Origin of the sequence: Microbacterium sp. lyk4-40-TSB-66 (genome assembly GCF_030209475.1) — a bacterium.
In the GTDB taxonomy this organism is placed as follows: Bacteria; Actinomycetota; Actinomycetes; order Actinomycetales; family Microbacteriaceae; genus Microbacterium.
The window spans coordinates 1-23,729 of the sequence record NZ_JARVRW010000007.1 but is presented as its reverse complement, the minus strand read 5'-3'; the positions used below and the strand labels follow the sequence as shown (position 1 = coordinate 23,729).

Sequence of the window (23,729 nt, the reverse complement as noted above, 5' to 3'; positions counted from 1 at the left end):
TTCGTGCGCATAAACACGTGCAGGGCGTGTTTCTGCGCACGGATCGTGTTTATGGGGTGGGTGGGGGTTGGTCGCGGGCTCGGCCGCTCGGCGGCTCGGCGGCTCGGCGGTCTCGACTCGGTGCGGTCCGCGTCGTGCGCCGCGCTGCGGGTTCCGCCGGGTGACGCATAAACACTGTTCGTGTGCATAAACACGCGCAGGGCGTGTTTCCGCGCACGGATCGTGTTTATGCGTGACCGCACCGAAGGGCGAAACGCCCCGGCCCCCACAGCCCCGACCCCCACCGCCGCAGCCCCGACCCCCACCACCGCCGCGCCGACCACCCACCCTGGCCGCACGCGCGGGCGTCACACGTCGCGGCGTGCGCCCTCCGACGGGGTGACCGTGAAGATGTTCGGGGCGCGGAATCCGGATGCCGAGAACGCGGCGAGGACCGCGTCCGTCGCCGCCGGGATGAGCCCGGTCGGGATGAGCGCGATCGCCGCCCCGCCGAAGCCGCCGCCCGTCATGCGTGCCCCGAGGGCGCCGGCGCCGAGGGTCGTCTCGACCGCGAGGTCCAGCTCGGGCACCGAGATCTCGAAGTCGTCGCGCATCGAGGCGTGCGAGGCGACGAGCAGCTCGCCGATGGCCGAGGGACCGTCGGCGTCGAGCGCGGCCACGGTGTCGAGCACGCGCTGGTTCTCGGTCACGATGTGACGCACGCGGCGGAACGTGACGTCGTCGAGCATCTCGGCGGCGCGCGGCAGATCGTCGACCGTGACGTCGCGCAGCGCGGGCACCCCGAACGCCGCGGCGCCCCGCTCGCACGCCGCGCGACGCTCGCGGTACCCGCCGGTGGAGTGGGCGTGCTCGACGAGGGTGTCGACGACGAGAACCGACAGTCCCGCCTCGGCGAAACCGAGAGCGACGGGCCGCGTCTCGAGCGTGCGACAGTCGAGGAAGGTCGCGGCGTCGGCGACGCCGAGCATCGAGGCCATCTGGTCCATGATCCCCGTCGGGGCGCCGACGGCGTCGTTCTCGGCGATGCGGCCGACGCGGGCGAGCGCGACCTTGTCGAGCCCGGCGCTCCACACGTCGTTGAGGGCGGATGCCACGGCCCCCTCGATCGCGGCGGACGACGACAGCCCGGCACCCACCGGAACCTCCGACGCCAGGGCGAGGTCGATGCCGTGCGGAGCGGCATCCGGAGCCTCCCGGAGAAGCGCCCACGCCACCCCCAGCGGGTATCCGGCCCAGTCGAGGCCACCGGCGGCGATGCGCGCGTCGAGATCGGCGAGCGCGACCTCCACGGTGTCGTCGGCGAAGGTCGAGCGCACGCGGATGACGTCGTCGGAGCGTACGGCCACGGCGGCGGCGGTGCGCTGCGCGATCGCGAAGGGGAAGACGAAGCCCTCGTTGTAGTCGGTGTGCTCGCCGATGAGGTTGGCGCGGCCGGGGGCGGACCACACGCCCGCGAGGGGAGCGTCGGTCATGCGGGTGAGCAGGGTGCGGGCGTCGTCGACGGCGGTCATGCCGTCACCTCCGGAACGGTGTCGAGGGCGGCGCGCAGGCGCTCGGCCTGCGACTCGGGGGTGACATCGCCGATCCAGGCGCCCATGGCCGCCTCGGACCCGGCGAGGTACTTCAGCTTGTCGGCGGTACGGCGGGGCGAGGTGATCTGCAGGTTGAGGCGGACTTCGTCGCGACCGCGCCCGACGGGCGCCTGGTGCCACGCGGCGATGTAGGGGGTGGGGGTGTCGTAGAGCGCGTCGATGCCGCGCAGCAGTCGCAGATAGAACGGGGCGAGTTCGTCGCGCTCGGCGTCGGTCGTCTCGGCCAGGTCGGCGACGTGGCGGTGGGGGAGCACGTGCACCTCGACGGGCCATCGGGCGGCGAACGGGATGAACGCCGTCCAGTGCTCGCCGCGCAGCACGACACGCTCGCCGGCGGACTCGAACTCGAGGATGCGTTGGAACAGGTTCTCGGAGCTGCGCGAGATCGTGTCGAGCAACCGGTGCGTGCGCGGGGTGACGTACGGATACGCGTAGATCTGCCCGTGGGGGTGGGGGAGGGTGACGCCGATCTCCTGCCCGCGGTTCTCGAAGGGGAACACCTGACGGATGCCGGGCAGAGCCGACAGCGCCGCGGTGCGGTCGGCCCACGCCTCGATCACCGTGCGGGCGCGGGTGCGCGACAGGGATCCGAACGACCCCTCGTGCGCGGGGCTGAAGCAGACGACCTCGCAGCGACCGACGGAGGTGCGGGTGCGGCCGAGGCCGAGGTGCTCGAGGTCGTCGTCTCCGAGCGGCGGGTCGACCGCGGCGGGTGCGTCGTCGGTCGCGACCTCGAGCGCGGGGCCGAACGACGGCGACTTGTTCTCGAAGACCGCGACGTCGTACAGCGACGGGATCTCCGACGGGTTGGTCGGCGTCTGCGGCGACAGGGGGTCGAGGTGCGCGGGAGGCAGGAACGCGCGATTCTGCCGATTGGATGCCACGGTGATCCAGTCGCCGGTGAGCACGTCCTGGCGCATGGTGGCGGTGGCGGGCCGGGGGTCGAGCGTGCGGGCATCGACGGCGCGCTCGGCACCGAGCGTCGTGCCGGGATCGTCGAAATAGATCAGTTCGCGGCCGTCGGCGAGGCGGGTCGGGCGCTTGACCACACCGGCGCGGAGGGGCACCGCAGGGAGGCTGTGCGTGTTCACGATAACACGCTACAGCGCAGCCGTGATATCGTCAACATGCAATGAATGCGATGCGCGTGTCCATGGCCCACGTGGCCGAACGAGCCGGAGTGTCGGCGCAGACGGTGTCGCGCGTGGCCAACGGCAGCCCCCGCGTCGACCCCGCCACCCGCGCCCGGGTCGAGAAGGCGATGGCCGACCTCGGCTACCGCATGCACCGCGCGGCCCGTGCCCTTCGCACCGGGCAGACCTCCACGATCGGTCTCGTCGTGTCCACCCTCGCCTCGGTCGGCAACTCGCGGATGCTGCAGGCGATCTCGGAGGCCGCCGCCGCGCGCGAGTACGCGCTCGCGGTCGTGACGGTGGGGGAGCGCGGCATCCGCGACGCCTTCGCCCGGCTCCGCTCGCAGGGCGTCGACGGCGCCGTGGTTCTGAACGAGGCGACCGAGCTCGCCCGCGACGTCGATCCGCCGGCCGATCTGCACGTCGTGGTCGTGGATTCTCCGCCCGACGATCGCTTCTCGATCGTGCAGACCGACCACGCCGGGGGCGCCCGCGCGGCGACCGCGCATCTCCTCTCCCTCGGACGCGGCACGGTCCATCACCTCGCGGGGCCCTCGGGGTCGTTTGCGGCGACCGAGCGCGAACGCGGGTGGCGCGAGGCCCTGGCCGACGCCGGGATCACCGCGCCCGAGCCGGTCCGCGGCGATTGGACCTCGGCATCCGGTCACCTCGCCGCCGCTGCCCTCGGCGCTGCCACCGCGGTCTTCGTGTCCAACGACCAGATGGCGCTGGGAGCCCTGCGGGCGTTCGCCGAGTCGGGGCGGGAGGTTCCGCGCGACGTCGCCGTGGTGGGGTTCGACGACATCGTGGATGCCGCCGAGTACCGCCCCCCGTTGACCACCGTGCGTCAGGACTTCGACGCCCTCGGCCGTCAGGCGGTCGCCGCCCTGGTCGCCGCGATCGAGGGAGCCGCGCCGGTGGCCGAGACGGTACCCGCGGCGCTGGTGGTGCGCGCGAGCAGCGCGCGGGTCTGACGGGCGGGTGCCGCCGTCGCCTCGCGCGTTTCGGGGCGTGATTCGTGCGTTCGGGGCGGTTCTCGCGCGCCCCGAAGCGCAGATCCCGCCCCGAACGCGCCCGCCCGCCGCGACCGCGCCCCAAAGCGCAGAACCCGCCCCGAACGCGGTGATCCCGGCTTGACCCGCGCCGGCCTTCGCGTGCGTGGGACGCGGGTCGGGGGTCGCCGCGTTTCGGGGCGTGATTCGTGCGTTCGGGGCGGTTGCCGTCCGCCCCACAGCGCAAAACCCGCCCCAAAGCGCAAAACCCCGCCCCAACGCGGGGAACCGGCCCCGAACGAGGCCGCTCGCCGCGACCGCGCCTCGAAGCGCAGAACCCGCCCCGAGCGCGGAGATCCCGGCTTGACCCGCGCCGCCCGCCCTCGCGTGCGCGCGACGCGGGCGTCGCCGCGTTTCGGGGCGTGATTCGTGCGTTCGGGGCGGCTGCCGTCCGCCCCACAGCACAAAACCCGCCCCAAAGCGCGGAACCCGCCCCGAACGCGCCCGCCCGCCGCCGCGGCCCCGCCCCAAAGCGCGGGACCCGCCCCGAACGCGCCCGCCTGCCGCGGCCCCGCCCCAATGCGCAGATCCCGCCCCGAACGCGCCCGCCTGCCGCGACCGCGCCCCAACGCGCAGGACCCGCCCCGAACGCGGAGGTCTCGGCTTGACCCGCGCCTGCCTTCGCGTGCGCGCGACGCGGGTCGGGGGTCGCCGCGGTTCGGGGCGTGATTCGTGCGTTCGGGGCGGTTCCCGTCCGCCCCACAGCGCAAAACCCGCCCCAACGCGCGGAACCGGCCCCGAACGAGGCCGCTCGCCGCGACCCCGCCCCAAAGCGCGGAACCCGCCCCGAACGCGCCCGCCGGCCGCGCGCGCCCCGAAACCCCGCCTCAGCCGTTCCAGGGGGCGATCACGTCGATGATCCACACCACGCCGAAACGGTCGACGAGCTTTCCGTAGAGCGGCGAGAACGCCGAGGGTCCGAAGGGCGCGAGGATCTCGGCATCCTGACTCAGTCCTTCCCAGGCGGCGCGCACCTCGTCGGCGTCGTGTCCGCGCAGGGCCAGGTAGAAGGGATTGGTGCCGCGGTCGTACGCGAGCGAGCGCTGGATGTCGTACGCCATCACGTGCACGCCGCTCGGCGCGACCATCTCGCCCCACACGATCTGCTCGCGCTGTTCGGGCACCTCGGCCGTGTCGCCGTAGGGCACCGCGGTGACGGTGCCACCGAACACCTCGGCGTAGAACGCGAGCGCGGCGGCAGCCTGTCCGTCGAAGTTGACGTGGAGGGTGGTGGTGAGGGTCATGTCAGTCCTGTCGTGAGCCGGGAGGTTCCGGATGCCATGACTCTCTCGTCAGATCCGGACAGGGAGCGTCCGCAATATCTCGCAGAATGGATGCCATGCCGGAAAGCTCCTCCCCCTCGACGTCGCGTCGTCTGCTGTCCCTGCTGACGGTGCTGCAGTCCCGGCGAGACTGGCCGGCCACCGTGCTCGCCGGCCGCCTCGACGTGAGCGAGCGCACGATCCGCCGCGACGTCGACCGGCTGCGCGAACTCGGCTACGAGATCGACGCGACGCGCGGACCCGCCGGCGGCTACCGGCTGCGCGCGGGGGCGCAGCTGCCGCCGGTGGCGTTCGGCGACGAGCAGGCGGTGGCCGTGGCCGTCGCCCTCCGGCTCGCCGCGTCGTCGGGCGGCCCGCTCGCCGAGGCGGCGGAGGAAGCCCTCAGCGTGATCTCACGCCTCCTCCCCGCACCGCTCGGCCGCCGGGCGCAGAGGTTCGCGGTCGAGGCGGTGGCACCCGCCGGTGCGGTGGGGGTCGACCCGGGTGTGATCGGCGCGATCGAGTCGGCGATCTCGGACCGCGAGGAGGTGCGGTTCGACTACGGCGGTGCGGAGGGGCCGGTGCGCGTGACCGAGCCGCACCACCTGCTGTGGCGCAGCGGCCGGTGGTACCTCCTCGCCTTCACCGCCGACCGGGACGGCTGGCGTGTGTATCGGGTGGACCGTATGCGGCTGAAGACGCACAGAGGACGCCCGTTCACGCCTCGGGAGGTTCCCGGCGGAGACCCGGTGCGCTATCTGGAGGGGCGGTTCCGCGGCGGAGACGACTCGGGCGGCTGGCCGTGCCGGGGCGAGATCGTGGTCGAGGCGTCACGCGAGGAACTCGAGCCGTACGTCGTCGACGGCACGCTGTCCGATGCGGGGGGAGGACGCGCGCGGGTGGGTCTCGGGTCGTGGTCGTGGGGTGCGCTCGCGGCCGAGTGCCTGCGTTTCGACCGCCCGATCGCCGACGCGCACCCCGCTGCCCTGCGCGACGCCCTCGCCGAGGCCGCCCGTCGTGCCGCGGCAGCAGCCGGCGCCTGAGCGACGCTCTCGGGGCGCGGAAGGGAGGGGATGCCGTGAGCGCAGGACGCGTCAGGGGTGGCATCTCCTCCGCTCACCGCATCTCCTCCCCTCGGCGCGCGAGGGCGGCCGCCTCCCGCGAAGCGGCGAAGCCGCGACCCACCCCGGCGAAGCCGCAACCCCACCGCGGCGAAGGCGCGACCGCACCCCGGCGAAGCCGCGACCCACCCCGGCGAAGGCGCAACCCCACCCCGGCGAAGCCGCGACCCACCCCGGCCAAGCCGCGACCCACCCCGGCGAAGCCGCGACCCACCGCAACCCCACCCCGACGAAGCCGCGACCCCCCGGCGCACGAACGACGCCCGCGGATGCCGGAGCATCCGCGGGCGTCGCGTGAACGGAGAGCGTTACTTGTTCACGGGGATGGACTGCGACTCCAGGGTGCCGATGGTGGCATCCTGGCCCTTCTGCAGGGCCTCGGCGAGGGTGCTGCCGCCGCTGACGGCGGCCTTGAAGCCGTCGCTCACGTCGGCGTAGGTCTTGGTCATGGTCGGACCCCAGACGAAGTCGGGGGTGACCTCGGTGGCCGCCTCGGCGAAGACGTCGTAGATCTTCTGGCCGCCGTAGAACTCCACGCCCTGCGTCAGCGAGGGGAGCTTCAGACCCTCCGTGGTCGCGGGGTAGATGTTGGCCTCCTCGTTGAGCGCGGTCAGCGCCTCCTCCGAGGTGTTCAGCCACAGCGCGAACTTCGTCGCCTCGTACGGGTGCTCGCTGCCCTTGAGGACCGCGATCGAGGAACCGCCCCAGTTGCCCGAGACCTTGTCACCGGCCGCCCACTGCGGCAGGCCCGCGACGGCCCAGCCGCCGGCGGTGTCGGGTGCGCCGCTGGAGATCGAGTTGGCTCCCCACACGGCTGAGTTCCAGGTCCACACCTGGCTGGAGTTGTACGCGTTGTTCCACTCGTCGGTCCATGCCGGGTAGGTGGAGACGAGATCCTGGTCGATGAGCGACTGCCAGTAGTCGGCGACCTTCTCCGAGGCGGGGTCCGTCAGCGAGACGGTCCACCCGTCCGCGTCGTTGCCGAACCACTGCCCGCCCGCCTGCCAGACGAATCCGGCGAACTGGTTGATGTCGGACTGCGAGAAGTTGGTGATGTAGCCACCGAGCGCGCGGATCTTCTTCGCGGCCTCGGTGTATTCGTCCCACGTGGTGGGGACGGCGATGCCGTTCGCGGCGAAGAGGTCTGCGCGGTAGAACAGCGCCATCGGACCGATGTCCTGGGGGATGCCGTAGACGGCGTCATCCTGGCCGAGGGCGACCTGGTTCCACGCCCAGCCGACGAACTGATCCTTCGCGGCGACGACGTCGGAGCACGCGGCGATGTTCTCGACGCCGTCCTGCACGAGGAAGTTCGGGAGGGCGTCGTACTCGATCTGGCCGAGGTCGGGGGCGTTGCCGGCCGCGATCTGGTTGAAGAAGTTCTGGTAGGTGCCGCTGTTGCCGTTGGGGCCGGTCTGCACCTTGACCTGGATGTCGGGGTTCTCCGTGTTCCACATCTCGACGACCTTCTCGATGCCCGGGATCCACGAGGTGAACTCGAGCGTGACGGGGCCGTCGGCCGGGGCGCAGTCGGCCGCGGCCGCGGCGCCGTCGCCGCTTCCGCCACCGGCGCAGCCGGCGAGGAGCAGAGCCGACAGGGCGACACCGGATGTCGCCGCGAGGATTCTGTGCTGCATGGGAATGCCTTTCTCTGGGTGCCCGGACGCGCCGTTTGCGTCCGAGGTGGGGGCGGCCGCAGCCGCCGAAGGGGTCACTTCAGCGCGCCGGTCCCGAGACCGTTGCGCCAGAAGCGCTGGAGGAGCAGGAAGATGACGATGAGGGGGATGACCGACAGCAGGGCGCCGATGAGGACGAGACCGCGCAGCTCCGGGATCTGGTTGAGCTGGTTGTTCCACCCGTACAGGCCGAACACCACGGGGAAGAGCTCCTCGCTGCGCAGCATGATCAGCGGCAGGAAGAAGTTGTTCCAGATGGCGACGAACTGGAAGAGGAACATCGTCACCAGCGCGGGGCTCATGAGCCGGAGGCTCACCGTGAAGAACGTGCGGATCTCACCGGCGCCGTCGAGGCGGCTGGCTTCGAGCAGCTCGTCGGGAACGGAGGATGCCGCGAAGATGCGCGCGAGATACACCCCGAACGGGCTGACCAACGAGGGCAGGAACACCGCCCAGAAGGTGTTGGTGAGCTGCACCTGGCTGAAGATGAGGAACAGCGGCAGGGCGAGGGCCGTGGCGGGCACGAGGACGCCGCCGAGCACCACGTCGAACACCAGCTCCCGGCCCGGGAAGCGGTACTTCGCCAGCGCGTACCCGGCCATCGCGGCGAGCAGCGTCGCCACCGCTCCACCGAGGCCGGCGTACAGCAGCGAGTTGCCCAGCCACCGCAGGAAGATGCCGTCGCGGTAGGCGAACAGGTCGCCGATGTTCGAGAACAGACGCATGTCGGCGAACCACAGCGGGTTGGTCGTGAGGATGTCGCCGGTGCTCTTGCTGGACGCCACCAGCAGCCACCACAGCGGCAGCAGGAAGTACACCGTGAACACGGCCATGACGAGCATCGCCGACGTGCGGGAGACGAGTGGCTCGCGGACGGCACCGGAGCGGGTGCCAGCGGGGCCCGACGTGCCGGGGCGGACGCCGCGGGAAGGGCGGGAGGTGGTGACGGCGCTCATGCGTTGCCCTTCTTCTGCATCCACTTCATGAAGCCGAACGACAGCACGAAGGTGGTCACGGCCAGGACGACCGAGAAGGCCGCGGCGAGGTTGGCGTTGGGGATGGATGCCGTGGCGTAGACGGTCATGTTCGGGGTGAAGGTGCTCGTCACGGCGGAGCTGAACGAGCGGAACACCTGGGGCTCGGCCAGCAGCTGCAGGGTGCCGATGATCGAGAAGATCGCCGTCATCACGATCGCGGGCCGCACGAGCGGGATCTTGATCGACCAGGCGATGCGGAACTGTCCTGCGCCGTCGAGGCGCGCGGCCTCGTAGACGTCGCTGGGGATCGACAGCAGCGACGAGTAGATGATCAGCATGTTGTAGCCGACGTAGACCCAGGTGACGACGTTGGCGATCGACCACAGCACGAGGTCGGCGCCGAGGAAGTCGACGTTCTGGGTCAGGGCCGTGAAAGGCGAGAGGTTGGGCGAGTACAGCGAGCCCCACATGATCGCGGCGATGACGCCGGGGACGGCGTAGGGCACGAAGAACGCGAGGCGGAAGAAGCGTTTGCCCTTCAGCAGGGGCGAGTCCAGCAGCAGCGCGAAGATCAGTGCGAGACCGAGCATGACGGGCACCTGCACGACGCCGAACGCGAGCATGCGCAGCATCGACGACCAGAACGCCTCGTTCTGGAACACGAGGGCGTACTGCGTGAGGCCGCCGAAGACGAGCTCGGCTTTGCCGAAGGTGCCCTCGCGGCGCACCACGAGCAGCGACTGCACGATCGCGAAGACGATCGGCAGGACGTAGAACAGCACGAACAGCACCGCGAAGGGCGCGAGCAGGATGACGATCGCGCTCTTGAACGCGACGCGGGGGCGCCGCGGCCGCGGCGCGCTCCCGCTCGCTGCCCGCGTCGGTGCGGGGACGGTGGTGGTCACGAGGCCTCCTCGATGATGCGGACGGCACCGCCGGCGACGACGGCGGTGCCGTCGATGGCGACGCCGGTGATCGCGTCGCGGCCGTGCGCCGCGATCTCGACCGTGTCGGTGGTGTGGTTGACGATGAAGATGAACGAGCGGTCGGATCCCGCGCGGCGGACGACCTCGACACCGGGCGCGACGGGGTTCCGACGGATGCCGGCGGCCTCGGCCGCGTCCGACAGGAGGTCGCGGTACGCCGACGCGTCGGGCAGCGTCGCGAGGTACCACGCCGTGCCGGCGCCGACCGTGCGGCGGGTGCGGGCGGGGAGCCCCGCGGCGGGACCGTCGATGAAGCGGGCGGCGACCTCGGCGTCGACGGTGCGGAGGCGCTCCGACCAGACCGTTCCCGTGGTTCCGTCATCGAGGGTCACGCTCTGGCCGGGGCCGAGCGGGGCGAACTCCTCGGACACGATGCCGAGGAGGTCGCGGAAGGCGCCGGGGTAGCCGCCCAGGCGGACGCGGTCCTGTTCGTCGACGATGCCGCTGGCGAAGGTGATGATCGCGGTGCCGCCGGCTTCGACGAAGCGGGCGATGCGGTCGGCGTCGGCGTCGCGCACGAGGTGCAGGGCGGGGACCACCACGAGGCGGTAGGCCGACAGGTCGGCGCGCGCCGAGACCACGTCGGTCGAGACGCCCGCGGCGGCGAGGGCCGCGTGGGCCGCGTGCACCTGGTCGAGGTAGCGCACGTCGTCGCTCGGGCGGCCCTCGTTCTCGAGCGACCACCAGCTCTCCCAGTCGAACAGCACCGCGGCGTCGGAGGCGACACGGGTGCCGGCGAGGGGCTGCAGGGCGCGCAGGGTGCGTCCCACCTCGAGGACGCTGCGCCACTGCGCGGTGTCGGTGCCGGCGTGGGGGAGGAGGGCGGAGTGGAACTTCTCGGCGCCCTGCGCCGAGGCCCGCCACTGGAAGAAGCAGATGCCGTCGGCGCCGCGGGCGACGTGGGAGACGACGTTGCGCAGCAGTTCGCCCTCGCCCTTGGCGAGGTTGTGCGGCTGCCAGTTGACCGCACCGGTGGAGGTCTCCATGAGCAGCCACGGCGTGCCTGCGGCGAGGCCCCGCGTGAGGTCGGCGGCGAACGACAGCTCGGCGATCGGGTCGGGGAGGCGCCGGTCGAGGTAGTGGTCGTTGGCGATCACGTCCATCTCGCCCGCCCACGAGAAGTAGTCGAGAGCCCGGATGTGCGCGGTGACCATGAAGTTCGTCGTCACCGGCGCGGTGCTGTGAGCGCGCACGATCCGCGCCTCGGCGCGATAGAGCTCGAGCTGCTGGTCCGACGAGAACCGCTGGAAGTCGAGCAGCTGACCGGGGTTGCGCAGCGAGAGGGCGGCCAGGGGCGGCAGGATCTGGTCCCATGCGCTGTAGCGCTGGCTCCAGAACGAGGTGCCCCACGCCGTGTTGAGTTCGGCGATCGAGCCGTAGCGCGCGCGCAGCCACTCGCGGAACGCCACGGCGCTGGCGTCGCAGTAGCAGAGGGCGTTGTGGCATCCGAGTTCGTTGGACACGTGCCACATGGCGAGAGCGGGGTGATCGGCGTAGCGCTCGACCACACGGCGGCTGAGCTCGGCGGCGTAGGCGCGGAAGACGGGCGAGCTGGGGCAATACCCCTGTCGGCCGCCCGGGAAGCGGCGCGTCCCGTCTTCGGCGACGGGGAGGATCTCCGGATGCCGTGTGGTCACCCACGGCGCGGGGGAGGCCGTGGCGGTTCCGAGGTTGACGCGGATGCCGTGGGAGTGGGCGAGGTCGATGACCTCGTCGAGCTCGGCGAAGTCCCAGACCCCGCGGTCGGGGTTGATCCACGACCAGCCGAAGATGTTCACGGCGACCAGCCCGACGCCCGCCTCCCGCATGAGGCGCATGTCCTCGTCCCACACGGCGCGATCCCACTGCTCGGGGTTGTAGTCGCAGCCGAACACGAGACCCTCGCGGGTCAAGGCGTCCAACGGGGTGCCCTCGTGGGTGAGGGGGGCCAGATGGTCAACGGCAAGCATCCGGTGGGCGCTCCTTCGCGGCTTATGTGAACGTGCACACACTCGAGCGAATGAAATTCGGAAGAGGTTTGTGTGAACGTGCACATACTGACACGGACGCACGGAGTCGTCAACCCGCGGCGCCCCGCTAGGCTGAAACTCATGACGCCTCCTCCGCCTGGGCGCCGGCGCAGCACGGTGCATGACGTGGCGAGGGCGGCGGGGGTCTCACGGGGCACGGTGAGCCGCGTCCTCAACGGCGGGTACGTGTCGGACCACGCACGTGAGGCCATCCAGTCGGCCATCCGCGAAGTCGGCTACGTGCCCAACAACGCCGCGCGCACGCTCGTGCGCCAGCGCACGCAGGCGGTGGGCTTCATCGTCCACGAGCCGCACTCGTTGTTCCTGGAAGACCCCAACATCGGCGGCATCCTGCTCGGGGCCAACACCGCGCTCTCCAACGCCGACTACCAGATGGTGTGCCTCGTCATCGACACCGACCGTGACACCGATCGCGTGGCGCGCTACCTCAGCGGCGGGTTCGTCGACGGTGCCGTCATCGTCTCGGCGCGCCACCACGACCCGATCACCGACGTCGTCGAACGACTCGGCCTCCCCGTCGCCTACGTCGGCCACCCGCCGGGCATCTCCCGGCCGTGGGTGGGGATCGACAATCTCGGAGCCGCCCGGGCGTTGACTCGGCAGCTGCGCGAGACCGGGCGCCGTCGTATCGGCATGATCGCCGCGGCGCTCGACCGCGATTCGGGCAGCGACCGTCTCGCCGGCTTCCGCGAGGCCCTCGGCGCCGAGTTCGACGAGAGGCTCGTCGAACCGGTGCCGCTGTACGCCTTCGCCGACGGAGAGGCGGGTATGCGGCGGCTGCTCGAGCGCGCGCCCGACGTCGACGCCGTCTTCGGAGCCTCGGATGCCGTGGCCGCGGGTGCCGTCCAAGCACTGCGGGCTGCCGGGAAGCGCGTGCCCGACGATGTCGGGGTGGTCGGTTTCGACGACAGCGCCTGGGCGCTGCGAACGGATCCGCCGCTGAGCACCGTCGATCAGCCCGCGGAGGGCCTGGGTGCGGCCGCCGCCGAGGCGGTGCTGCTGCAGTTGTCAGGGGGCGTCGCCGACGCCGACGGCATCCTTCTCGACGCGCCCATCATCTGGCGCGGCTCGGCGTAGCGCGGCTCACGCGCCGTGACCTCACGGCACGTCCCTGACCTCGCGTTCGGGGCGACATCCGCGGCGTGGGGCGTGAGTTTCCCGCCCCGATGGGCGGGATCCGTCCCGGAACGCCGTGCTGTCGCGCGTCGGCCGATGTCTCGGGTTCGGGGCGACATCCGCAGCCTGGGGCGTGAATGTCCCGCCCCGATCGACGGGATCCGCCCCGACTCCGCCCGCTCGAACCTCTCGCCCGGGCCGAGCGTCAGCGCGGCTCGACCCACCCGCGCTCGAGGATGCGGAAACCCGCCTCGATCGTCGCAGCGGCATCGTCGTGCTCGAACGCGAGGATCTGCAGCTGCAGCACCATGCGCGCGTAGACGCGGGTCTCGGCATCCGGTCCGCTCTGCCCGGTCGTCTCGGCGATCGCGTCGGCGAGGGCGTCCTCGTGGCGCAGCCACATGCGCGACGCGTACTCCTGCAGCGCCGGGGTCCCCGTGATCAGCTGCATGAACTGCCGGCGATGCTCACCCGTGGGGTCGAACGCGAGACCGATCAGCTCGCGCCGGTACAGGTCGTGGAGCGCCTCCGCCACCGAGGTGTCGGGGGCGCGGTCGCGCACGGCGGCGACGAGCATGTCGCGCTGCGCGTCGTCCTCGTCGAAGACGAGGGCCTCTTTCTGCGGGAAGTGCGCGAACACGGTCGTGGGTGACACGTCGGCGGCGTCGGCGACCTCCCGGATGCTCACCTCGTCGAACCCCCGCTCGACGAAGAGAAGCGTCGCGGCATCGGAGATCGCCTTCCGGGTGGCGGCTTTCTTACGCTCGCGGCGGCCGATCGTCTCGCTCATGGCTCCACTTTAGCGGTTCTGATCGGAAGTTGTATTGACACCGAAACTGGTACGAGTACAGTTACGGCGTGACTTCAGAATTCGCCCCCACCGATCGCAACGGCCGCCGCGCCTGGATCATGCTCGTGGTCATCACGACGCTCACGACCGCGGGCATGACCGTGGTGCTCCCCGTCCTTCCCTTCGTCGTGCTCCGCTACGTGTCGAACCCGTCCGACCTGGCCGTGTGGGTCGGCATCCTCGAGACCGTCAACGCGTTGTGCGCGTTCCTCGTCGCACCCTTCCTCGGGCGCATCTCCGACCGGTTCGGCCGGCGCCCGGTGATCATCGTCGCCGGCTTCGGCGCGGCGCTGGGCTTCCTGTTCTTCGGCATCGGCGGAGCCCTCTGGGTGCTGCTTCTCGGCCGCATCGTGCAGGGCGTCACCGCGGGCGACCTGCCCGCGCTGTTCGCCTACCTCGCCGATATCACCCCGCCCGAGAAGCGGGCCCGCCGCTTCGGCGTCCTGGGGGCGACGGCCGGCATCGGAACCATGGTCGGACCGGCCCTCGGCGGATCCCTCGCGGCCATCGACGTCGACCTGCCCGTCTTCGTCACCGCCGGCCTGGCGCTGACGGTCGCGATCGTGAGCATCTTCCTCCTGCCCGAGAGCCTCGCGCCGAACAAGCGCATCGCCTCCCTCGACCTGCGGGCCGTGCATCCGTTCGCGGTGTTCCGCGGCGTCTTCCGCCGCCCCGAACTGCGCGGACTCATGATCGGGCTCGTGCTGGTGGGCCTGCCCTTCGGCTTCTTCGTCAACAACTTCAGCGTTCTCGCCCTCGACGCCATCGACTGGAATCCCACCGCGATCGGTCTGCTCACGGCGTGCGTCGGCATCATCGACATCGCGATCCAGGGGGTGCTGCTCGGCTTCCTGCTGCCGCGCATCGGCGAGCGGGGCGTGGTCGTCAGCGGCATCGCCGCGCAGGCGGTGGGGTTGGTCGCGCTCGCCGGGGTCGCGTCGGTGCTCGCGCAGCCGTGGTTGTTCGTCGTGGGGGCGCTGACCCTGGCCGCAGGGCAGGGCGCGGCCCAGGCCACGATGGACGGACTGCTCTCCAACGCCGTGGGCGACGACGAGCAGGGCTGGATCGCCGGTGCCGCGCAGTCGCTCAACGCCGCCGTCGGCACCGTCGCGCCGCTCATGGCGGGGCTGCTCTACGCCCACGTCGCCCACGCGGCACCGTACGTGCTGGGCGCAGTGCTCATGGCCGCCGCCGCGGTGGTCATCGCCCGGGCCCGCTTCACCAGCCCCTCGCTTCGGACCAAGGTCCCGGATGCCGCGGAGCCGGTGCTCGCGGCGGAGTGAGTTACCGCGGGAGGGAAGACTCCGGATGCCGTGCGCCGCGGCATCCGGAATCTTTCAGGCCGTGGGCCCCCAGGGCATCGGACGCTCGGGGTCGCGCGACGCGTCGTCGGGGAGGTGGGGGAGCGCCTCACCGCCGGCGCGGATGCAGAGCCAGCGCAGTTCGCCGCTGCCCTCGGGGGTGGCCCTCCAGGTGCGCCACACGTTCTGGCCGACCCTCACGACGCTCCCCGGGCCCACATCGACCACCTCGTCGTCGAGGCCCATCTGGCCGCGGCCCTCGAGGAACACGTACAGCTCCTCTACACGGGTGTGGGTGTGCCAGTACCCCGCCTCCTCGCCGGGGGCCAGGGCGTTCGCGGTCATGCCGATGAACTGCATCGTCAGCTCGTGGTCCACCACGCGGCGCCCGTCGCGCGAACGGGCGGGCGCGAACCCGCCGAAGTGGTCGCGCCAGGCGTCCAGCGCCCCGATCTCGGTGATCTCGTAGTCGCTCATGCCCCCATCCTGCTCCTCCGGCACGACCCCCGCGTGAGGCGCCACGATTCGTCGCCTCCGGTGCCTCTGCGGCGACAATCCTGGCGCCTCACGCGGGCGGGTGCGGGGCGGACGAGAAGAGGCCGATCCCTAGGGGACCGGCCTGCTCTCGGCGCGTGCGCCGTGTCTCGTGACGCGTTACTCCTCCAGCTGCCCGAGCGACGGAGCCGCCACGAAGCGCGCGACGGGCTCGATCGCGTGCTCGAGCTCGACCACGACGATCTCGTTCTCGCCCGCGCGCGTGGCGGGACCGGGCACGTACAGCGTGTTCAGCGGCACATTGTTCCAGTACCGGCCGAGGAAGAAGCCGTTCACGAATGCGAAGCCCTTGCCGAGACCCGCCGTGTCGAGGAACAGGTCGGAGGCCGCGTCGAGGGCGAAGCCGCCGCGCAGGAGCGCGCGTCCCACGGCGCCCTCGCCCGTGCCGGTGGCGGATGCGAGGTCGACCGGCGTCGCGGTCCACCCCCTGAGCGGCTCGCCGTTCAGGGTGACCGGGCCGAACAGGCCCTTCGCCTCCCCGAGGCGGTCGGCGTAGTTCACGCGACCCTGGTCTTCCACCAGGACGGTGAGGCGAGAGCCCGCGGGGATCGTGATCGCGCGCTCGTGCAGGGCTCGCGACAGCCGACCCACGGGCGTGCCGTCGATGTGGATCCAGGCCAGGTCGCGCACCTCGCCGAAGACGAGCGCGGCCGGACCCGAGAACGACGGCAGATCGACGTCGTAGCGCACGAGCGGTCCGAGGTGGGCGAGGTCCTCGAACGTCGAAGGCTCATCGGCGCCGCCGGCCGCGGCGGCATCCGGGATCCAGTCGCCTTCGCCCGAGAGCGAGACCTCGAACGCCGGGGCGTCCGGCCGTGCGCCGGGGACGGCCTCGGGAACGGGGGCGTACTTCGCGATGACCTCGCGGAACGCGTGGAACTTCGCCGTCGGGTGCCCCGACTCGTCGATCGGTGCGTCGTAGTCGTACGAGGTCACGATCGGGTCGTACCGGCCCTTGTCGTTCGCACCGTTTGTGGTTCCGAAGTTCGTGCCGCCGTGCACCATGTAGATGTTGACCGACGCGCCCGCCGCGAGCAGCACGTCGAGGTCGTGGGCGGATGCCGCGGGGTCGGTGGTGTGGTGGATGCTGCCCCACCAGTCGAACCATCCGTCCCAGAACTCGCTGCACATGAGCGGTCCCGTGCGCTGGTGCTCGCGGAGGGTCGCCAGACGCTCCTCGCTGCGCGAACCGAACGATCCGGTGAGGTGCAGCTCGGGCAGGTTCCCGGCTTCGAGCATCCACGGCATGGGCTGGTCGACGGTGGTCAGAGGCACGGTGATGCCGGCGTCCTTCGTCACCCGCACCAGTTCCTGCAGGTACTCCTTGTCGGAGCCGTAGGCGCCGTACTCGTTCTCGATCTGCACGAGCACGACATTGCCGCCGCGGTCGATCTGGCGGGGCGCGACGATCTCGTACACGCGGCGCAGGTACGCCGACACCGCCTCGACGAACTGCGGTTCGGAGCGACGGATGCCGATCCCCGGCGTCGACGTCAGCCACACGGGCAGTCCGCCGTTGTGCCATTCCGCGCAGATGTACGGGCCCGGGCGCACGATCGCGTGTAGGCCCTCGTCGGCGATCAGATCGAGGAAGCGTCCGAGGTCGTTCCACCCCGTGGCATCCCACTCCCCGCGCACGGGCTCGTGGGCGTTCCACGCGACGTAGGTCTCGATGGTGTTCAGCCCCATCGCCTTGGCCGTGCGGATGCGGTCGGCCCAGTGCTCGGGATGGATGCGGAAGTAGTGCAGCGTGCCCGAGATGACCTGGTGCGGTCGCCCGTCGAGCAGGAAGTCGGTCTCGCCGATGGTGAAGGTCGTCACGGTGTCTTTCGGGGTGTCAGTCGGTGAGGCGCGCCGTCAGGCGCACCCAGGCGAGGGCGGGGAGGGTGAAGCGCAGGATGCCGTCGGGGCCGGCCTCGACGGTCAGCGGCACGGGAGCCACGGGCTCGCCGTCGGCGGAATTGGTGGTGTGGCGGTCGCCCCCCTCGGGGATCGTCACGACGACCGCCTCGACGGCGTCGACCGCGCCCAGGTCGAGCTCGACATCGGTGGGGGAGTCGAGGTCGCGGTGCGCGAGGAAGACCGCGACGTGGCCGCCCTCGACGGTCGCGACGGCGTCGACGGCGTCCACCGACCCGTGGCGTGCGGTGTCGATGGACGCACCCTCGACCCGGGGGAGGACGACCCGGCCGGATGCCGCCTTCGCGGTGAGGGCGAAGGGGTGGAACGTGCTCTGGCGCCACGCCGCTCCGCCGCCGGGCTCGGTGCGGATGGGCGCGATGACGTTCACGAGCTGCGCGAGGTTGGCCATCGAGACGCGATCGGAGCGACGGATGAGGGTGATGAGGAGCGACCCCACGACCACGGCATCCGTCACGGTGTAGTCGTCCTCGATGAGGCGCGGGGCGATCGGCCAGTCACCGGTGAACACGCGGGGCTTGTCGACCTCGTTCCACCGGGTCTGGTTCCATACGTTCCACTCGTCGACGCTGATGCCGATCGTGCCGCCGTCGGGGGTCGTGGCGCCGGTCTCGTCGATGATGTCGATGACGTCGGCGATGTAGGCGTCGAGGGCCGCGCCGCTGGCGAGGAAGCTCGCCGCGTCGCTCGGATCCTCCTCGTAGTACGCGTGCACCGAGATGTGGTCGACGAGGCCGGCGGTGTGGCGGAGCACCGTGCGCTCCCACTCGCCGAACGTGGGCATCTCGTGGTTCGAGCTGCCGGCGGCGACGAGCTCGATGTCGGGGTCGAGGAAGCGCATCATGCGCGCGGTCTCGGCGGCGAGGCGGCCGTACTCGTCCGCGGTCTTGTGACCGATCTGCCAGGGGCCGTCCATCTCGTTGCCGAGACACCACAGCCGGATGCCGAAGGGCTCGTCGCGACCGTTCGCGCGGCGGCGTTCGCTCAGCGCGGTGCCGGAGGGGTGGTTGGCGTACTCCAGCAGGTCGGCGGCCTCGGCGACGCCGCGCGTGCCGAGGTTGACCGCCTCCATGACCTCGAAGCCCGCGGCATCCGCCCAGTCCGCGAACTCGTGCAGCCCCACCTGATTGGTCTCGGTGCTGTGCCATGCGGCATCCAGGCGCACCGGACGCTCCTCGCGCGGGCCCACCCCGTCCTCCCAGCGGTACCCCGAGACGAAGTTGCCGCCGGGGTAGCGCACGACGGTCGCGCCGAGTTCGCGCACGAGATCGAGCACGTCGGCGCGGAAGCCCTCGACGTCGGCGCTCGGGTGCCCGGGCGAATGGATGCCGTCGTACACGCAGCGGCCCATGTGCTCGACGAACGAGCCGAACAGGCGGCGCGGCACCTCGGCGCCGACGGCGGTGCGGTCGACGGTGATGCGGGTGGGGGTGCTCATGGCTCTCCTCGGGAGGGAAAGGGAGGGGCGGGCCGCAGACGTACGCTGCGGCCCGCCCCCGATGCTGCGGGTTACTTGTTGACCGAGAAGCCCTGGTCGTTGCCGTACTGCACGAGCTGGTCCTGCCACGCGGTCAGGCCCGCGTTGAGGTCGCTCTTGTTGGCGTACGCCTGGCCCACGGTGTCACCGTAGATGCTGTTCGCGTAGACCTGGAACGGCAGGTAGCTGAAGCCCTCGACGACGTCGCTCGACGCCTCGGTCAGCACCTGGTTGATCTGCTGGCCGCCGAAGTACTCCGACTCCTTGTCGACGAAGGCGGGGTCGCTCAGCTGAGCGGTGGTCGAGGGGAAGCCACCCGACTCGGCGAAGATCTGCAGGCTCTCCTCGTCGTTGTTGAGCCACTTGAGGAAGCCGGCCGCGAGAGCGGGGTTCTGGCTCTGCTTGGTCACGGCCTGACCGCCGCCGCCGTTCTCGGCCGTGGCGGGCTGGCCGTCGTAGGTCGGGATGGGGGCGACGGCCCAGTCGCCCGCACCGTCTTCGACGGAGCTCTCGAGCACACCGGGCATCCAGGCGCCGATGACGAGCGAGGCGATCGACCCGTCTCCGAGGCCCTTGAACCACTCGTCGCTCCAGCTGGGCGTGGTCGAGAGCAGATCGCCCTCGATGAGACGGTTCCAGTTCTCGGCGAACTTCTTCGAGCCGTCGTCCTGCAGGTCGATGGTCACGTCGGTGCCCTCGGCGGAGAACGGAGTGCCGCCGGCCTGCCAGATCATGCTGGTGGTGAAGCCGGAGTCGCCGGTGTCGGCCGTGATGTATTTGGTCGGGTCGGCGGCGTGCAGCTTCTGCGCGGCCTCGTAGTACTCGTCCCACGTGGTGGGCACGGCGATGCCGTACTGGTCGAAGACCGACTTGTTGTAGAAGAGGGCCATGGGGCCCGAGTCCTGCGGCAGGCCGTAGATCTTGCCGTCGAAGTCGACCGAACCCCACGGGCCGCTCGCGTAAGCGCTCTCGAGGTCGCCGAAGCCGTAGGGCGCGAGGTCGAGAAGCGAGTCCGACAGCGCGAACTGCGGGAACGCGTAGTACTCGATCTGCACGACGTCGGGGGCACCCGAGCCGGCCTTGATCGCATTCTGGAGCTTGGTGTACTCCTCGGTGTTGGTACCGGCGTTGACCAGGTTGACCTTCACATTCGGGTACTTCGCCTGGAACGCGGCGACCTGGGCCTCGGCCGAGGGGGTCCACGACCAGTAAGTGATCTCGCCGCCGGCCTCGAGGGCCGCGTCGATGTCCTCGGCCGAGCCGGCGCCCGCGGTGCCGCCGGTGTTGCCGCCGGAGCATGCGGTGAGCGCGCCGACCGACAGAGCGGCGGCGGCGACGGCGAAGACGGTCCGCCGGAAGGCGGTGCCCTTGCGCATGAATGTCATCGGTTCCTCTACTTCGTTGTTGTGGATGCCGGGGCGGGACGCTCCGGTGAGGGGTGTGAAGACCGGGGCAGGACGCTCCGGGTGTTGCGGGTGGTGGGGCTGACGCCCCGATCAGGGGGAAGTTCGGGTGGTCACTGCTTGACGCTGCCGGCGCTCAGGCCCGATTGCCAGAAACGCTGGAGCACGAGGAACGCGGCGACGATCGGGATGATCGACAGCAGCGAACCGGTGATGACGAGGTTGTAGATGGGCTGCGCGCCGACACCGACGGCCTGTGCGTTCCACTGGTTGAGGCCGACGGTCAACGGGTACCACTCGGGGTTGCTCAGCATGATCAGCGGAAGGAAGTAGTTGTTCCACGTCGCCACGACAGCGAACAGCAGCACGGTGACGATGCCCGGCGTCAGCAGGCGGATCGAGATCGTGAAGAACGTGCGGAACTCGCCCGCGCCGTCCATACGCGCGGCCTCGAGCAGCTCGGTGGGGATTGCGTCGGTCGCGTAGACCCAGACCAGGTAGAGCCCGAAGGGGCTGATGAGCGAGGGGATGATGATCGCCCACGGGGTGTTGGTCAGGCCCAGCTGGCTGAACAACAGAAAGGTCGGCACCGCGAGCGCGGTTCCCGGCACGGCGATGGCACCGAGGATGACGGCGAAGACCGCCTTGCGTCCGCGGAAGTTGTACTTCGCCAGGCCGTAACCGGCCAGGGTGGCGAGGAAGGTCGCACCGCCGGCGCCCACCACCACGTAGAGCAGGGTGTTGCCGAGCCAGCGCAGGAAGATGCCGTCGCGGTACGTGAAGGTCTGCACGATGTTGTCGCCCAGGGCGAAGCTGTCGCCGAACCAGAGCCCGAACGACGAGAACAGGTCGGGCTGCGTCTTGGTGGCGTTGATGAGCAGCCAGGCCAGCGGCAGGAGCGTGTACACGAGGTAGAGGCTCATGACGATGGTCAGCACGACCGACCGGCGGGTGTGCGTGGGCGACGTGTGCGCGAAGGAACGGCGCCCGCGCGGACGATCGGTGGTCACCGCGACGGTGTCGGTGCGGGGTGCGGTCGCGGTGGTCATCGCGCCTCCTGACGTGAGCCGCGCAGCTGCACGACGTAGGCGATGATCGCGGTGATGAGGCCCATGATGATGGCGATCGTCGCGGCGTAGTTGTACTGCTGGCCCGCGAACGAGAGGTTGTAGGCGTACATGTTCGGCGTGAAGAACGTCGAGATCGTGTTCGGGGCCAGGGGCTTGAGGATGTTCGGCTCGTTGAAGAGCTGGAAGCTGCCGATGATGGAGAAGATCGTGGCGATCACCACGGCTCCGCGGACGGCGGGGATCTTGATCGAGAAGATCGTGCGCCAGGCGCCCGCTCCGTCGATGGATGCCGCTTCGTACAGCTCGCCCGGGATCGTCTTCAGCGACGAGTAGAAGATGAGCATGTTGTAGCCGACGAACTGCCACGTGACGATGTTGCCGATCGACAGCAGCATCCACTGGGGGATGAACGGCTGCAGCACCTCGGAGCCGAGCAGCTGGTTGACGTTGCCGGCCAGACCGAACTGGTCGCCGTAGATGTAGCCCCACATCAGGACCGCCACGACGGCGGGTACGGCGTAGGGCAGGAAGATCACGATGCGGTAGAAGTTCGACGCGTGCAGGCGAGCGCTGTCGATGGCGAGTGCGGCGCCGAGGGCGAGCACCAGCATGATCGGCACCTGCACCACGAGGAAGATCGAGACGCGGATCAGACCGTCCCAGAACTTCTCGTCCTGGAAGGCGGCGACGTAGTTCTCGAGTCCGACGAAGGCGTTGCCGCCGATCAGCTGCTCGCGGAAGAGGCTGAGGTAGATCGAGTACACCAGCGGGGCCAGGAACACGAGCGCGAAGACGATCGCGAACGGTGCGACGAACAGCCAGCCGCGGTCGTCGATTCGTGCACGCCGTTTGCGCCGCGGGGTGCGCAGGGCGGGCGGAGGTGCCGCGGTGGTCGTCATCGTCCAGTGCCTCTTCGTTGGTGCGCATTCGGTCCGGGTGGCCGAGATGTTGACGTAAACATAACCCGGCACCGCTAAGGTGTCAACGTCAACATCCCAAGGGGGCAGACATGAGCGAGACGACGACGACGTCGACCGTGATCCCGACGCGCGAACGTCGACGCGAGGTGTCGATGGCCGATGTCGCGGCCGCGGCGGGGGTGTCGGGGCAGACGGTCTCGCGCGTGGCGAACGGGCGCTCCAACGTCGATCCTGACACGCGTCAGCGCGTGCTCGACGCCATGACGCACCTGGGCTACCGGCCCAACAGCGCCGCCCGCGCCCTGCGGTCGGGGCGGTTCCGCAGCATCGGCGTGATCATGTTCTCGCTGGGCTCGTACGGCAACACCCGGACGCTCGACGCGCTGGCTTCGATGGCCGCGGCATCCGGATACTCGATCACGCTCATCACGGTGCAGTCGGCCTCGCAGTCCGATGTGTCGGGGGCGTTCCTGCGCCTGCGCGAGCACGCCGTCGACGGCATCGTCATTCTGATCGAGACGCACCGCCTCGGGGAGAACGAGCTCGCGATCCCGTCGGGCCTGCCTGTCGTCGTCGTGGATTCCAGTGCCGACTACCCCTACGCCGTCGTCGACAACGATCAGGCGCAGGGAGCGCGGCTCGCGACCGAGCACCTGCTCGACCTCGGTCACGAGACCGTCTGGCACGTGTCGGGTCCGCCGGAGTCGTTCGCCGCGGAACGTCGTCGCAACGCGTGGCGGGCGGCCCTCGAGCATCGCGGACGCCGCGTGCCCGAGCTGCAGATCGGCGACTGGACCGCCGACTCCGGCCACCGCATCGGCGCCGCGCTCGCGGTGCGGCCCGAGGTGACCGCGGTGTTCGCGGCGAACGATCAGATGGCGCTCGGCGTCATCAGGGCCCTGCACGAGGCGGGGCGCCGCGTGCCCGGCGAGGTCAGCGTCGTCGGCTTCGACGACATGCCCGAGGCGGCCAACTTCTGGCCGCCGCTGACGACCGTGCGTCAGCGGTTCGAACGCGTGGGCGAAGAGGCGATGAAGGCCCTGATCGCCGACATCGAGAACACGGGTGGCGACCACGCCCGCACGCTCGTGCCGACGTCGCTCGTCGTGCGCGAGAGTTCCGGGCCTCGCTGAGCCGCGCCGCGCGGGATCGCCCGCGGCTGCGTGAGGGCTTCCGCCCCGCCCGGCGCGTTTGCCCTGCCGGGCTCGCCCCGCGGCTGCGCGAGGGCTTCCACCCCGCCCGGCGCGTTTGCCCTGCCGGGCTCGCCCCGCGGCTGCGCGAGGGCTTC

19 protein-coding genes are annotated in these 23,729 nt (G+C 70.8%); 5 read left to right on the top strand and 14 right to left on the bottom strand.

All coding sequences use genetic code 11. The annotated features are described in order from the left end of the window. Nucleotides 1-347: 347 nt before the first annotated feature. Nucleotides 348-1,511: a galactokinase gene (gene galK / locus QRO03_RS11050; protein ID WP_285137549.1), complete on the bottom strand. Its 1,164-nt coding sequence runs from the start codon at nt 1,509-1,511 to the stop codon at nt 348-350. Beyond that, complete coding sequence (galT, locus tag QRO03_RS11045; protein WP_285137548.1) at nt 1,508-2,683, bottom strand: galactose-1-phosphate uridylyltransferase; 1,176 nt, start codon at nt 2,681-2,683, stop codon at nt 1,508-1,510. Before galT ends, galK begins: the two co-directional genes overlap by 4 nt. 41 nt (nt 2,684-2,724) lie before the next feature. Between galT and QRO03_RS11040 the strand changes: the two genes are divergently transcribed. Then, nucleotides 2,725-3,699: a LacI family DNA-binding transcriptional regulator gene (locus QRO03_RS11040; RefSeq protein WP_285137547.1), complete on the top strand. Its 975-nt coding sequence runs from the start codon at nt 2,725-2,727 to the stop codon at nt 3,697-3,699. 905 nt (nt 3,700-4,604) lie between these two features. Here the strand turns inward: QRO03_RS11040 and QRO03_RS11035 are convergent. Beyond that, the gene (locus tag QRO03_RS11035) at nt 4,605-5,021 is read right to left on the bottom strand and encodes a VOC family protein (protein ID WP_285137546.1); all 417 of its coding nucleotides are present in this window, start codon (nt 5,019-5,021) and stop codon (nt 4,605-4,607) included. Nucleotides 5,022-5,116: 95 nt separating this feature from the next. Here QRO03_RS11035 and QRO03_RS11030 point away from each other — a divergent pair, with 95 nt between their 5' ends. Further along, the gene (locus QRO03_RS11030) at nt 5,117-6,082 is read left to right on the top strand and encodes a helix-turn-helix transcriptional regulator (protein ID WP_285137545.1); all 966 of its coding nucleotides are present in this window, start codon (nt 5,117-5,119) and stop codon (nt 6,080-6,082) included. Between the two features lie 386 nt (nt 6,083-6,468). Here QRO03_RS11030 and QRO03_RS11025 read toward each other — a convergent pair whose 3' ends face one another. The 4 genes from QRO03_RS11025 to QRO03_RS11010 all read right to left on the bottom strand — a co-directional run bounded on the left by QRO03_RS11025 (nt 6,469) and on the right by QRO03_RS11010 (nt 11,748). Continuing rightward, nucleotides 6,469-7,797 (bottom strand): ABC transporter substrate-binding protein, encoded by a 1,329-nt coding sequence (locus QRO03_RS11025; RefSeq protein ID WP_285137544.1) that lies wholly within the window; start codon nt 7,795-7,797, stop codon nt 6,469-6,471. A gap of 74 nt (nt 7,798-7,871) precedes the next feature. Beyond that, the gene (locus tag QRO03_RS11020) at nt 7,872-8,792 is read right to left on the bottom strand and encodes a carbohydrate ABC transporter permease (RefSeq protein ID WP_285137543.1); all 921 of its coding nucleotides are present in this window, start codon (nt 8,790-8,792) and stop codon (nt 7,872-7,874) included. Beyond that, nucleotides 8,789-9,718, bottom strand: coding sequence for a carbohydrate ABC transporter permease (locus tag QRO03_RS11015; RefSeq protein WP_285137542.1), 930 nt, complete (start codon nt 9,716-9,718; stop codon nt 8,789-8,791). Before QRO03_RS11015 ends, QRO03_RS11020 begins: the two co-directional genes overlap by 4 nt. Next, nucleotides 9,715-11,748, bottom strand: a complete 2,034-nt coding sequence (locus tag QRO03_RS11010; protein ID WP_285137541.1) for a beta-galactosidase — start codon at nt 11,746-11,748, stop codon at nt 9,715-9,717. The genes QRO03_RS11015 and QRO03_RS11010 overlap by 4 nt, the downstream gene beginning before the upstream one ends. Nucleotides 11,749-11,889: 141 nt before the next feature. Between QRO03_RS11010 and QRO03_RS11005 the strand changes: the two genes are divergently transcribed. Then, nucleotides 11,890-12,906 carry a LacI family DNA-binding transcriptional regulator gene (locus tag QRO03_RS11005; RefSeq protein WP_285137540.1) on the top strand — a complete coding sequence of 339 codons (1,017 nt, stop codon included), beginning with the start codon at nt 11,890-11,892 and terminating at the stop codon, nt 12,904-12,906. 244 nt (nt 12,907-13,150) lie between these two features. Here the strand turns inward: QRO03_RS11005 and QRO03_RS11000 are convergent, their stop codons facing one another. Beyond that, complete coding sequence (locus QRO03_RS11000) at nt 13,151-13,735, bottom strand: TetR/AcrR family transcriptional regulator (RefSeq protein WP_285137539.1); 585 nt, start codon at nt 13,733-13,735, stop codon at nt 13,151-13,153. Nucleotides 13,736-13,803: 68 nt separating this feature from the next. Here QRO03_RS11000 and QRO03_RS10995 point away from each other — a divergent pair, with 68 nt between their 5' ends. Further along, complete coding sequence (locus QRO03_RS10995; RefSeq protein ID WP_285137538.1) at nt 13,804-15,078, top strand: MFS transporter; 1,275 nt, start codon at nt 13,804-13,806, stop codon at nt 15,076-15,078. Between the two features lie 54 nt (nt 15,079-15,132). On the opposite strand, the gene QRO03_RS10990 is transcribed toward QRO03_RS10995, so the two are convergent. The 6 genes from QRO03_RS10990 to QRO03_RS10965 form a co-directional block, all read right to left on the bottom strand. Beyond that, nucleotides 15,133-15,573: a cupin domain-containing protein gene (locus tag QRO03_RS10990; protein WP_285137537.1), complete on the bottom strand. Its 441-nt coding sequence runs from the start codon at nt 15,571-15,573 to the stop codon at nt 15,133-15,135. Between the two features lie 177 nt (nt 15,574-15,750). Next, nucleotides 15,751-17,472: a glycoside hydrolase family 35 protein gene (locus tag QRO03_RS10985; RefSeq protein WP_285137536.1), complete on the bottom strand. Its 1,722-nt coding sequence runs from the start codon at nt 17,470-17,472 to the stop codon at nt 15,751-15,753. Nucleotides 17,473-17,488: 16 nt separating this feature from the next. Then, nucleotides 17,489-19,009, bottom strand: coding sequence for an alpha-N-arabinofuranosidase (locus QRO03_RS10980; protein ID WP_285137535.1), 1,521 nt, complete (start codon nt 19,007-19,009; stop codon nt 17,489-17,491). A 71-nt stretch (nt 19,010-19,080) separates the two neighbouring features. Next, a complete protein-coding gene (locus QRO03_RS10975; RefSeq protein ID WP_285137534.1) occupies nt 19,081-20,433 on the bottom strand; it encodes an ABC transporter substrate-binding protein in 1,353 nt (450 codons plus the stop codon). Between the two features lie 131 nt (nt 20,434-20,564). Further along, nucleotides 20,565-21,500, bottom strand: coding sequence for a carbohydrate ABC transporter permease (locus QRO03_RS10970; RefSeq protein ID WP_502883036.1), 936 nt, complete (start codon nt 21,498-21,500; stop codon nt 20,565-20,567). Next, nucleotides 21,497-22,420, bottom strand: coding sequence for a carbohydrate ABC transporter permease (locus tag QRO03_RS10965; protein WP_285137533.1), 924 nt, complete (start codon nt 22,418-22,420; stop codon nt 21,497-21,499). The genes QRO03_RS10970 and QRO03_RS10965 overlap by 4 nt, the downstream gene beginning before the upstream one ends. A 110-nt stretch (nt 22,421-22,530) precedes the next feature. Here QRO03_RS10965 and QRO03_RS10960 point away from each other — a divergent pair, with 110 nt between their 5' ends. Next, on the top strand, nt 22,531-23,574 hold the full coding sequence (locus QRO03_RS10960) for a LacI family DNA-binding transcriptional regulator (RefSeq protein ID WP_502883035.1): 1,044 nt from the start codon (nt 22,531-22,533) through the stop codon (nt 23,572-23,574). Nucleotides 23,575-23,729: the final 155 nt, after the last annotated feature.

Excerpts from the sequence above, each read along its gene's own strand:
- QRO03_RS11030 (WP_285137545.1), top strand. The coding sequence starts at position 5,117 with ATGCCGGAAAGCTCCTCCCCCTCGACGTCGCGTCGTCTGCTGTCCCTG.
- galK (WP_285137549.1), bottom strand. The coding sequence starts at position 1,511 with ATGACCGCCGTCGACGACGCCCGCACCCTGCTCACCCGCATGACCGAC.
- QRO03_RS10980 (WP_285137535.1), bottom strand. The coding sequence starts at position 19,009 with ATGAGCACCCCCACCCGCATCACCGTCGACCGCACCGCCGTCGGCGCC.
- QRO03_RS11020 (WP_285137543.1), bottom strand. The coding sequence starts at position 8,792 with ATGAGCGCCGTCACCACCTCCCGCCCTTCCCGCGGCGTCCGCCCCGGC.
- QRO03_RS10965 (WP_285137533.1), bottom strand. The coding sequence starts at position 22,420 with ATGACGACCACCGCGGCACCTCCGCCCGCCCTGCGCACCCCGCGGCGC.
- QRO03_RS11005 (WP_285137540.1), top strand. The coding sequence starts at position 11,890 with ATGACGCCTCCTCCGCCTGGGCGCCGGCGCAGCACGGTGCATGACGTG.
- QRO03_RS10970 (WP_502883036.1), bottom strand. The coding sequence starts at position 21,500 with ATGACCACCGCGACCGCACCCCGCACCGACACCGTCGCGGTGACCACC.
- QRO03_RS11040 (WP_285137547.1), top strand. The coding sequence starts at position 2,725 with ATGAATGCGATGCGCGTGTCCATGGCCCACGTGGCCGAACGAGCCGGA.
- QRO03_RS10990 (WP_285137537.1), bottom strand. The coding sequence starts at position 15,573 with ATGAGCGACTACGAGATCACCGAGATCGGGGCGCTGGACGCCTGGCGC.
- QRO03_RS11010 (WP_285137541.1), bottom strand. The coding sequence starts at position 11,748 with ATGCTTGCCGTTGACCATCTGGCCCCCCTCACCCACGAGGGCACCCCG.
- QRO03_RS11000 (WP_285137539.1), bottom strand. The coding sequence starts at position 13,735 with ATGAGCGAGACGATCGGCCGCCGCGAGCGTAAGAAAGCCGCCACCCGG.
- QRO03_RS11025 (WP_285137544.1), bottom strand. The coding sequence starts at position 7,797 with ATGCAGCACAGAATCCTCGCGGCGACATCCGGTGTCGCCCTGTCGGCT.
- QRO03_RS10975 (WP_285137534.1), bottom strand. The coding sequence starts at position 20,433 with ATGACATTCATGCGCAAGGGCACCGCCTTCCGGCGGACCGTCTTCGCC.
- QRO03_RS11035 (WP_285137546.1), bottom strand. The coding sequence starts at position 5,021 with ATGACCCTCACCACCACCCTCCACGTCAACTTCGACGGACAGGCTGCC.
- QRO03_RS10960 (WP_502883035.1), top strand. The coding sequence starts at position 22,531 with ATGAGCGAGACGACGACGACGTCGACCGTGATCCCGACGCGCGAACGT.